The following is an 11,665-nucleotide window of genomic DNA, read 5'->3' as shown; positions in this document are numbered from 1 at the left end:
GCACCGCCCACACCAACAGATCCGGCAGCACCGGTCAACCAGGAGCACCAGCATGACTGACGCAGCACAGAACCTGTCCCGACGCAACCTGTTGCGTGGTGTGGGGGCCTTCGGCGCGATGAGCGTCATTGCCGCCTGCACCTCCAACGAGGCCTCCGACGACGCCGCCACGACCGCGGCGGCGACGACCGCCGCGGCCACGGGCGACACCGAGACCGAGGCCGCCGCACAGGAGGAGGGCCCGGCCGTCACGATCGGGTTCTCGGCTCCCGAGGCCGACCACGGCTGGATCGCCGCGGTCACCGACAACGCCGCGGCCGCCGCCGAGCAGTTCGGCGACGTGACCTTCGAGGCCACCGAGGGCACCAACGACGTCAACCAGCAGATCAGCCAGGTCGAGACGCTGATCAACGGTGGTGTCGACGTCCTCGCGATCCTGCCCTTCGACGGCGCCGCCCTGACCGAGATCGCCCAGCAGGCGATGGACGCGGGCATCCCGGTCGTCAACATCGACCGGATCTTCGACTCCCCACTGGCCTACCGCACGTACATCGGTGGTGACAACTACGGCATGGGTGTCTCGGCCGGCAACTTCATCGGCCAGCGCCTCACCGACGAGGGCGTCGACAGCCCCGTCATCGCCGAGATCGCCGGCATCGACCAGCTGCCGCTGACCCAGGCCCGCTCGCAGGGCTTCGCGGACGCGCTCGAGGGCTACGGCTTCTCGGTGACCGCACGCCAGGCGGCCGAGTTCACGGTCGAGTCGGGCCAGCAGGTCACCGCGAACCTGCTGCAGGCCGAGCCGGAGATCGACGCGATCTGGAACCACGACGACGACCAGGGCGTCGGCGTCCTGGCGGCCATCAACGAGGCCGGTCGCAACGAGTTCTTCATGGTGGGTGGTGCCGGATCGGCCAACGCCATGCGCGAGATCCAGTCGGGTGAGTCCGTGCTGGTCGCGACCGTCCTGTACTCGCCGACGATGGCCGGGTCGGGGATCAACCTCGCCCGCCTGATCGCCCAGAACAAGGGCATGTCGGACCTGGTCGAGCTGGCCGTGCCGGCCTCGATCACCACCTTCTCGGCCACGGTCACGGCCGACAACGTCGAGGAGTACCTGCCCTACGGCTTCGAGTCCTGAGCCCGCTCCGGCGGGGCGGCCATCGCCGCCCCGCCGGACTGGTTCGACTCCAGCCCCGACATCCCTGACCGGACAGGAGCACCGATGACCACGCCGCTCGGCATCGCCATGGTGGGCCATGCCTTCATGGGACGGACACACTCCCATGCCTGGCGCAACGCGCCGGCCGTCTTCGACCTGCCGCGCGACCCGCGCATGGTGGTGGTCGCCGGCCGCGACGCGGAGCGCACCGAGGCGGCGGCCAGCCGGCTCGGCTGGGCGGAGTCCACGACGGACTGGCGCAGCGTGCTCGACCGCGACGACATCGACGTGGTCGACATCTGCACGCCCGGTGACAGCCATGCCGAGATCGCGATCGCGGCGCTGGAGGCCGGCAAGCACGTGCTGTGCGAGAAGCCGCTGGCCAACTCGGTCGCCGAGGCCGAGGCGATGGTCGAGGCCGCCGAGAAGGCGCACGTCGACGGCGTGCGCTCGATGGTGGCGTTCAACTACCGCCGGGTCCCCGCGCTCGCCCTCGCCCGCCAGATGATCGCCCAGGGCGCCGTGGGCGAGATCCACCACGTTCGGGCCCGCTACCTGCAGGACTGGCTGCTGGACCCCGAGTTCCCCCTGGCCTGGCGCCTGCAGAAGGAGCACGCCGGCTCGGGTGCCCTGGGCGACATCGGCGCGCACATCATCGACGCCACCCAGTTCCTGCTCGGCGACCGGGTCGCTGGGGTGTCGGCGCTGCTGCACACCTTCGTGACCGAGCGCCCGTTGCCGTCCGGCTCCGACGACGGCCTGTCGGGCACCGGTGGCGACGAGTACGGCGACGTCACGGTCGACGACGCCGCACTGTTCATCGGCCGGATGCGTTCCGGTGCCCTCGCCAGCTTCGAGGCGACCCGCTTCGCCGCCGGCGCCAAGAACGACATGGGCATCGAGCTGTACGGCTCGAAGGGTGGACTGAAGTTCTCGTTCGAGGCGATGAACGAGCTGTGGGTCCACGACGCCACGGCAGACCCGGCCACGGGCGGGTTCACCCGCGTCCTGGCCACCGAGGGCGCCGACCCCTATTCCGGTTCGTGGTACCCGCCGGGCCACGTCCTGGGCTACGACCACACCTTCGTCCACGAGATCGCCGACTTCGTGCGCGCGATCGGCGACGAGACCGATCCGACGCCGTCGTTCGCCGACGCCCTGTCGGTCCAGCGCGTCCTGGCTGCGGTGGAGGACTCTGCCGCCGCCGACGGCTGCTGGCAGGAGGTCGCCGAGTGAGCGACGTCACGATGCACGGCCAGCACGACCCCTGACTTCCCGAGGTTGGTGCTCCCCCCCGACACCGACCAGTATCCGACGCACCACCAGCACAGCAGCATCGCACCAACGGCACCACGCCGCTCACCGGGTCAGGTCGGGGGGAGGCGGCAGTCCGTCACCGACGGACCAGCAGCAGGGGCGGAGCACCGAGTCAGGTCGGTGTCCCGCACGGCTCCGACACCCGCGTCGGGAGCCGCGACCGAACCACCAGGAGTGACCGACACATGAGCGCAACCCGCCAACGCCTGACCGTCATCATCGCCTTGCTGGCGATGATCGTGAGTTCCGTGGTGGCCCTCGCCCAGCCTGCCAGTGCGCAGACCGCCGAGGACTACTCGATCCTGGTCTTCTCCAAGACCGCCGGCTTCCGACACGACTCGATCCCGGCCGGCATCGCCGCGATCCAACAGCTCGGCGCCGACAACAACGTCGCGGTGGACGCCACCGAGGACGCCAGCGCCTTCAACGAGGACAACCTCGACCAGTACGCGGCCGTGGTGTTCCTGTCCACGACGGGTGACGTGCTCGACGCCGAACAACAGGCGGCGTTCGAGGGTTACATCCAGCGCGGCGGTGGCTACGCCGGCATCCACTCCGCATCGGACACCGAGTACGACTGGGCCTGGTACGGCGACCTGGTGGGCGCCTACTTCGAGGACCACCCACCGGGGACACCGACGGCGACGGTGATCACCGAGGACCACGCCCATCCGTCGACCGCGCACCTGCCGACTCGGTGGGAGCGCACCGACGAGTGGTACAACTTCCAGACGAACCCCCGTGGTGACGTCCACGTGCTGCAGTCGATGGACGAGTCCACCTACGGCGCCGGCGCGGGCGCGATGGGCCTGGACCACCCGATCACCTGGTGCCACGACTACGACGGTGGCCGCTCCTGGTACACCGGCCTGGGCCACACCAACGCCTCGTTCTCCGAGGCCGAGTTCCTCGAGCAGATCTGGGGCGGGATCCAGACTGCGGCCGGCGCCGTGTCCTACGACTGTGGTGCCACGCTGACCGAGAACTACCAGAAGGTCACGCTCGACGACAGCCCGACCGCTCCGATGGCCATCGAGGTGACCCCGGACGGACGGGTCTTCTACGTCCAGCGCACCGGCCAGTTCAAGGTCATCGACGGCGGTGCCGTCTCGACCGCGGGGACCCTGCCGGTCACCACGGTCCACGAGTTCGGCCTGATCGGGCTCGCGCTCGACCCGGACTTCGCCGACAACAACTGGGTCTACCTCACCTACTCGCCCTCCGGCGGCACCGGTGACCAGGTCTCCCGGTTCACGATGGACGGCAACACGCTGGACCTGTCCAGCGAGGTCGAGATCCTCAACATCCCGACCCAGCGCGCCGAGTGCTGCCACGCCGGTGGGGAACTGGAGTTCGACCCGGACGGCAACCTGTGGATCTCCACCGGTGACAACACCAACCCGTTCGCCTCGAGCGGCTACACCCCGATCGACGAGCGCGACGGCCGTTCCGCCTGGGACGCGCAGCGCTCCTCGGGCAACACCAACTCGCTGTCCGGCAAGCTGCTGCGGATCACCCCGCTCGACGAGGGCGGCTACACGGTCCCCGCGGGCAACCTGCAGGACACCGACTGGGCGTCCGACAAGAACCAGGACCTCATCCGTGACGAGATCTACGGCATGGGCTTCCGCAACCCGTTCCGGTTCGGCATCGACCCGTTGACCGGCACCGTGCTCCTGGCCGACTACGGCCCGGATGCCGGTGGGGCCAACGCCAACCGTGGTCCTGACGGCCGGGTCGAGTGGAACATCATCGACGAGCCGGGCAACTACGGCTGGCCGTACTGCGTCGGCAACAACACGCCCTACATCGACTACAACTTCGCGACGTCCACGTCGGGAAGCGCGTTCGACTGCGCCAACCCGGTCAACGAGTCGCCCAACAACACCGGGCTGACCGAGCTGCCCCCGGCCATCCCGGCCGAGGAGTGGATGGGTCGCTCGTCGACCGGCACGCCCGAGGTCGGCAACGTCGGCGCCCCCATGACCTCCGCCCCGTACCGCTACGACGCCGACCTCGAGTCCGACGTCAAGTGGCCCGCGTACTGGGACGGCAAGAACATCTTCGCCGACTGGAACCGGACCAACAACGCGTGGTGGTCCTTCCAGGTCGACGACGACATCGACAAGGTCGAGAAGATCAACCCGGTCTTCACCGAGTACTCGTTCATCCGCACGATGGACTTCCAGTGGGGCCCCGACGGCTCGCTGTACCTCATCGAGTGGGGCAACGGCTACGGGGACAACAACCCCGACTCCGGGATCTACAAGATCGAGTACGTCGGTGGTGACCGCTCACCGGTGGCGCGCATCGACACCGACGTCACCTCCGGTGGCCTGCCACTGACCGTCAACTTCTCGGCGGCGCGGTCCAACGACCCCGACGGCGGGGACATCACCTACGCCTGGGACTTCGACAACGACGGAACCGTCGACTCCACCGAGGAGGAACCGTCCTACGAGTACACGACCGGTGGCCAGTTCACGGCCGTGCTGACCGTGACCGACGACGAGGGCGACACCGCCTCGGCGAGCGTGTCCATCACGGCGGGCAACACGCCCCCGACCATCGAGGTGAACGCGCCGGCCGACGGTGGGTTCTTCTCGTTCGGTGACAGCGTCGCCTACGACGTGACCGTCACCGACACCGAGGACGGCACGGTCGACTGCGAGGACGTCGTCACCCAGCCCGCGCTGGGCCACGACGAGCACGCCCACCCCTACGACCAGTACACCGGATGCTCGGGCGAGTTCCCGATCCCCGGTGACACCGGCCACGTCGGGGCGGACATCTTCGGCGTCATCACCTTCACCTACACCGACACCGGTGGTGAGGGTGGTGCCGGCAGCCTGACCAGCCAGGAGGTCGTCAAGCTCAACCTGCGCCACACCGAGGCGGAGTACTTCGCCGAGACCGGTCGCACCGCAGACAGCGTCGGGACCGGTGACGCAGGCGTCCAGATCGAGGACACGACCGACGACGGTGGTGGCCAGAACATCGGCTTCATCGAGGACGGCGACTGGTGGTCGATGGACCCGGCCGACCTGGTCGGCATCGACTCGATCGACTTCCGCGTGGCCTCGGCCGGCGCGGGTGGCGAGATCCAGGTCCGCACCGACGCACCCGACGGCCCGATCGTGGGCACCGTCGAGGTGCCGGTGACCGGTGGCTGGCAGTCGTGGACGACGGTGACCGCCGATCTCGACGACGGCGTGACCAGCGACAGCGTGTACTTCGTGGCGAACTCGCCCACGGACAACACCGGCAGCCTGTTCAACGTCAACTGGATGGAGTTCGACGGCGTCGGCGTCAGCAGCAACCGTGCTCCGGACGTGACCGCCTCGGCCACCCCGACATCGGGTGAGGCACCGCTGGACGTGGACTTCTCCGCGACGGCGACCGACCCCGACGGCGACAGCCCGCTGACCTTCGACTGGACCTTCGGGGACGGCGACGTGGACAGCGGCATGGACGTCCAGCACACCTACACCTCACCCGGTGACTACACGGCGACCCTGACCGTGGCCGACCCGGAGGGCGCGAGCTCGGTCACCGAGTTCGACATCGAGGTGGACTTCCCGCCCGGCCCCGGCTGTGGCGGCGGAGGCTTCCTCGACGACTTCGAGGGTGACAGCCTCGACGCTCGTTGGTCGGTCCTGCGTCCCGACGGCAACCTGCGCGTCGAGGACTCCAACCTGGTGCTGCCGCTGACCGCGACGGACATCTACGGGACCAACAACACCGACACGCCGAACATCGTGCACACGCCGCTGCCGGATGGTGACTTCGAGATCACCACCCAGGTGACGGCCCAGGTGTACGACGCCTACCAGCAGGCCGGCCTGATGCTCTACGAGGACGACGACAACTACGTCAAGTTCGTCCTCGAGGGTCGCAACAACAACGCGGCCGACCCGGCTGCCCGGGTGCTCCAGCTGGTCAGTGAGGTCGACGGCAGTCCTGCCGAGACCAACGGACCGGCACTTGGCGCCGCCTACCCCGACACCGTGTACCTGCGGCTGGTCGGTGAGGGCGACCTCATCACCCCGTACTCGTCGACCGATGGCGAGACCTGGACCGCGTTCTCCCAGACGGCCGACCGGGCCGACTTCGAGAACCTCCAGATGGGCATGTTCGCGCTGTCGGGCAACAACCAGCCCGCCGACGAGGAAGCTGCCTTCGACTGGTTCGAGTACGCGGGCGCCGGCGGCGGTGGCGGCGGGATCCTCGATGACTTCGAGGGCTCCAGCCTCTCCGGCGACTGGACGGTGATCCGTCCCGACGGCAACCTCGTCGTGGCGGACTCGAACCTGACGATGCCGGTCTCCGCGACCGACATCTACGGGACCAACAACACCGACACCCCGAACATCGTCGTGCGGCCGCTGCCGGACGGCGAGGCGACCATCACGACCGTCGTCGACGTCGCGGCCTACGAGGCCTACGAGCAGGCAGGCCTGCTGCTCTACCAGGACGACGACAACTACGTGAAGCTCGTCATCGAGGGCCGCGACACCGGTGCCGCCAACCCGGATGCCCGGGTCGTCCAGTTCCTGTGGGAGGTCGACGGTGCCCCGACCGAGGTGAACAGCCCGGCCGTGGGTGCAGGCTTCCCGGACGAGGTCCAGCTCCGGCTGAACGTCGCGGACGACGGCACCATCACGCCCGAGTACTCGACCGATGGGTCGAGCTGGACGGGCATCACCGGTGCGGTCACGGGGACGCCTGCCGCCTGGGACGACCTCCAGATGGGGCTGTTCGCCCTGTCGGGGACCGGCAATTCCGCTGACGAGCTGGCCAGCTTCGACTGGTTCGCCTACGAAGGCGCCGGTGGTGGTGGCGGGACCGGTGGTCCCGTCGACCCCAACGACGAGTTCAGTGGGTCCGAGCTGGAGCTGTGCCGCTGGACCGACAGCGTGCGCCTCGACGAGAGTGCGTACGAGGTCGCGGACGGCGAGCTCACGATCCAGACGGGCGACGGTGACATCTACCAGACCCCGAACGGCACGCCCACGAACTTCATCCTGCAGCCGCAACCGGCCGAGGACGAGTGGACGGTCGAGGTCAAGCTCGACACCTCTGCGCTGTACGAGCAGTACCAGCAGGGTGGCGTGATCCTCTACCTCGACGACGACAACTACGTCAAGCTGGACCACGTGGTCACCAACACGGCAGGCAACACGCCGAGTGGCCTGGTCGAGCTCCTGAGCGAGATCGACGGCTCCATCGAGGACGCGATCAACGGTCCGGCCCTGGCTCCCCAGGACGAACTGTGGTTGCGGATGTCCCGCTCCGGCGACGTCATCTCGGGTGCGTTCTCGACCGACGGCGAGACCTGGACCGACCTGCCCAGCACCGTGACCAACGCGGCGGTGGCGCAGGATGGTTCGGTCGGACCGTTCACGGTCGGGACGAACCAGACCAACGGCTCCGTGCCGATCGCGTTCGACTACTTCCACGTCCTGGGTGACGACGGCGGTGACGACACGGCCCCGGAGGTGACGTCCACCCTGCTCGGCACGTTCGAGGGTGCGTTCGCACCGACCACCGGCACCTCCATCGAGGGCACCGCCCAGATGGTCGTGGAGGAGTCCACCACCACGATCGACGTGGACCTCGGTGGCCTGGAGCCCAACGCCGACTACAGCGGGCACCTGCACGACCTCGCCTGCGGTGAGGACGGTCCGCACTACCGCGACGACCCGGACGGGGCGACCGAGCCCCCGAACGAGTTGTGGCTGTCGGACACCCAGGACCCGACCGGTGGGTTCACCACGGACGCGGACGGCAACGTCACGGCGACCGGGACCGCGGACTGGGCCGCACGCTCGAGCGCGCAGTCGGTGATGATCCACGTCGGATCGACCGGCCTGCCGATCGGGTGCGCCAACCTCGACACGTCGGCCGGGACGGTCACCGTCCAGGTCGACGCGACCGACGACAGTGGCGTGGACTACATCGAGTACCGCCTCGACGGCGGCGACTGGATGGAGTACACGACCGGGGTCGAGGTCTCCGAGATCGGCAACCACACGATCGAGTACCGCGCGATCGATGTCGAGGGCAACACCAGCGACATCGGCTCGGCGAGCTTCACGATCGCCGAGGAGGACACGCCACGCATCCTGGTCTTCTCCAAGACCGCCGGCTTCCGCCACGGATCCATCGAGGCGGGCCAGCAGGCGATCACCGAGTTGGCCAACGACAACGGTGCCGTGACGGTGGTCACCGAGGACGCCAACGTCTTCAGTGACTCCTACCTCGCGCAGTTCGACGCGGTCGTGTTCCTGTCCACCACGGGTGACGTGCTCAACGGGGTCCAGCAGGACGCCTTCGAGCGCTACATCCAGGACGGCGGTGGCTTCGCCGGCGTGCACGCCGCGTCGGACACCGAGTACGACTGGGAGTGGTACGGCGACCTCGTCGGTGCGTACTTCGAGGGTCACCCGCCGGGTACCCCCGAGGCCACGCTGCACGTCGAGGACTTCGACCACCCGTCGACGTCCATGCTGCCCGAGGACTGGACCCGCGTGGACGAGTGGTACTCCTTCCAGGAGAACCCGCGTGAGGACGTCCACGTCCTCATGACCATCGACGAGTCGACCTACGACGTGGGCGGCCTGGCGATGGGCGACCACCCGATGTCGTGGTGCCACGACTACGACGGTGGCCGCTCCTGGTACACCGCGCTCGGCCACACGACGGCCAGCTACAGCGAGGACCTGTTCCTCCAGCACCTGTGGGGTGGCATCGCCACCGCTGCCGGGCTGGTGGAGGCCGACTGCTCCACGGTCGAGCCCCTCACGCTGGACGTCACGGTCGATCCGGCCGAGCCCAACGGCGCCAACGACTGGTACACGTCCGCGGTGACCGTCACCGCGACCACCAACGACGACGCGACGGTCGAGTTCAACCTCGACGGCGCCGGCTGGGTGGCCGACGAGGACGGCGTGCTGACCGTCGACACCGACGGCTCGCACACCGTGGAGGTGCGCGCAGTCCGCGAGGACGAGACCACCGAGGTCGAGACGGTGTCCTTCGACATCGACGCGACCGATCCGGAGGTCTCGGTCGAGGGCATCGCCGACGGTGACGAGGCCGGCAACTCGGGCTCGTTCCAGGTCGACGCCAGCGACGCGACCAGCGGACTGGACACGGTGGAGATCAGCATCGACGGGAGCGTCATCGGCACCGAGGTGCCGCTGGACGTCGCCCTGGCGGAGCTGGACCTGGGTGAGCACACGCTCGTCGTGGAGGCGACCGATGTCGCCGGCAACACCACGACCGTGACGATCGAGTTCACGACCACCACGTCGTTCGACGACATCTTCGCCCTCATCGACGCCTACGAGGCGGACGGGTCGATCAGCTCCGAGCTGGCCGACGACATCCGATTCGACCTCGACAAGGCGGTCAAGATGGCGGGCCAGAAGGGTGACAAGACCAAGCAGGTGCGTCAGTGGATCAACCGGGCACTCGACCTGGCGGTCCAGATCGAGGACGCAGATGCGCGGCGTGTCATCGTCGACTCGCTGACCGAGCTCTACCAGCAAGCGTGATCGATCCCTCCGTCGGCCTGTCCGTCCCGCGCCTGCACCGCGGGACGGGCGGCCGGCGGGGGTTCCATCAGCAACACTCCGGTGTGGGGCCTACGGGCCCCACACCCGTGCAGACCCCGCGAGCGACGTCCCGGCGCGCATGACCGGCCATCCGGACATCCGCCGGGACGCTCGCTCCCACCTCTTCCGTGCAGACCCAACGACAAGGACGACGACATGCCACGACCCGTCACCCTGTTCACCGGACAGTTCGCCGACATGCCCTTCACCGAGATCTGCCGCAAGGCGGCGGAGTGGGGCTACGACGGTCTGGAGCTCGCCTGCTGGGGCGACCACTTCGAGGTCGACAAGGCCATGGACGACGACGGCTACATCGACTCGCGCAAGGAGATCCTGGCAGAGCACGGGTTGGAGACCTTCGCGATCAGCAACCACCTCGTCGGCCAGGCGGTCTGTGACTCGATCATCGACCAGCGCCACAAGGCGATCCTGCCGGCCCGCATCTGGGGCGACGGCGACCCCGAGGGTGTGCGCCAGCGTGCCGCCGAGGAGATGAAGGACACCGCACGCGCCGCCGCCAAGCTCGGCGTCGACGTGGTCATCGGCTTCACGGGCTCGTCCATCTGGCACTACGTCGCGATGTTCCCACCGGTGGACCAGGCGACCATCGACGCCGGCTACCAGGACTTCGCCGACCGGTGGAACCCCATCATCGACGTCTACGACGAGGTCGGCGTGCGCTTCGCCCACGAGGTGCACCCCTCCGAGATCGCCTACGACTACTGGACCACGGTCCGCACGCTCGAGGCCATCGACCACCGTCCCGGTTTCGGGCTGAACTTCGACCCGAGCCACTTCGTGTGGCAGAACCTCGACCCGGTCGGGTTCCTGTGGGACTTCAAGGACCGGATCTACCACGTGGACTGCAAGGAGTCGGTGGTCCAGGACAACGGTCGCAACGGCCGCCTGGGCTCGCACCTGGCGTGGGGTGACCCGCGACGTGGGTGGGACTTCGTCTCGACCGGGCACGGGGACGTGCCGTGGGAGGCCATCATCCGGATGCTCAACGCCATCGGCTACGAGGGCCCGATCTCGGTCGAGTGGGAGGACGCCGGCATGGACCGCGAGCTCGGCGGCCCGGACGCCCAGGAGTTCATCCGCAAGGTCGTCGCGATCGAGCCGTCGGAGTCCTCCTTCGACGCGGCCTTCTCCTCCGACTGACACCCCCCGGAACACCGATCGATCGACCACGCCCGGCGCCCACGCGCCGGGCGTGGCCGTTCTCGCCCCGCCGGTGCCCGAAACCTCCCACGAAGTGGGTGCAGTTGGGTGCGGTTTCCGCTCGTTCGTGCACCCGCTCCCGGCCGTGACCGACGAGTGGGTGCCGTCCGGTGCGGATTCCGCTCGTTCGTGCACCCGCTCCCGGCCGTGACCCACGAGTGGGTGCCGTCCGGTGCGGATTCCGCTCGGTCGTGCACCCGCTCCTGGCCGTGGCCGACGAGTGGGTGCAGTTGGGTGCGGTTTCCGCTCGTTCGTGCACCCGCTCCCGGCCGTGACCGACGAGTGGGTGCCGTCCGGTGCGGATTCCGCTCGTTCGTGCACCCGCTCCCGGCCGTGACCCACGAGT

At 68.7% G+C, this 11,665-nt stretch carries 4 protein-coding genes; all 4 read left to right on the top strand.

Annotated features, from left to right (window positions below; translation table 11 throughout):
* Positions 1-52 precede the first annotated feature (52 nt).
* The 4 genes from KR546_RS15395 (at position 53) to KR546_RS15375 (ending at position 11,259) form a co-directional block, all read left to right on the top strand.
* Positions 53-1,141: a substrate-binding domain-containing protein gene (locus KR546_RS15395; RefSeq protein WP_238445608.1), complete on the top strand. Its 1,089-nt coding sequence runs from the start codon at positions 53-55 to the stop codon at positions 1,139-1,141.
* 84 nt (positions 1,142-1,225) lie between these two features.
* Positions 1,226-2,398 (top strand): Gfo/Idh/MocA family protein, encoded by a 1,173-nt coding sequence (locus tag KR546_RS15390; RefSeq protein WP_238445607.1) that lies wholly within the window; start codon positions 1,226-1,228, stop codon positions 2,396-2,398.
* Positions 2,399-2,664: 266 nt separating this feature from the next.
* A complete protein-coding gene (locus tag KR546_RS15385) occupies positions 2,665-10,038 on the top strand; it encodes a ThuA domain-containing protein (RefSeq protein WP_274388187.1) in 7,374 nt (2,457 codons plus the stop codon).
* Positions 10,039-10,254: 216 nt separating this feature from the next.
* Positions 10,255-11,259, top strand: coding sequence for a sugar phosphate isomerase/epimerase family protein (locus tag KR546_RS15375; RefSeq protein ID WP_238445606.1), 1,005 nt, complete (start codon positions 10,255-10,257; stop codon positions 11,257-11,259).
* Positions 11,260-11,665: the final 406 nt, after the last annotated feature.

The sequence above is a fragment of the Salsipaludibacter albus genome, assembly GCF_019798055.1.
GTDB lineage: Bacteria > Actinomycetota > Nitriliruptoria > Nitriliruptorales > Nitriliruptoraceae > Salsipaludibacter > Salsipaludibacter albus.
Note: the sequence above shows the minus strand (reverse complement) of the source record. Positions and strands in the feature narration are given on the sequence as shown.

What these genes read in the sequence shown, in the direction of transcription:
- KR546_RS15375 (WP_238445606.1), top strand. Translation starts at nt 10,255, where the DNA reads ATGCCACGACCCGTCACCCTGTTCACCGGACAGTTCGCCGACATGCCC.
- KR546_RS15390 (WP_238445607.1), top strand. Translation starts at nt 1,226, where the DNA reads ATGACCACGCCGCTCGGCATCGCCATGGTGGGCCATGCCTTCATGGGA.
- KR546_RS15385 (WP_274388187.1), top strand. Translation starts at nt 2,665, where the DNA reads ATGAGCGCAACCCGCCAACGCCTGACCGTCATCATCGCCTTGCTGGCG.
- KR546_RS15395 (WP_238445608.1), top strand. Translation starts at nt 53, where the DNA reads ATGACTGACGCAGCACAGAACCTGTCCCGACGCAACCTGTTGCGTGGT.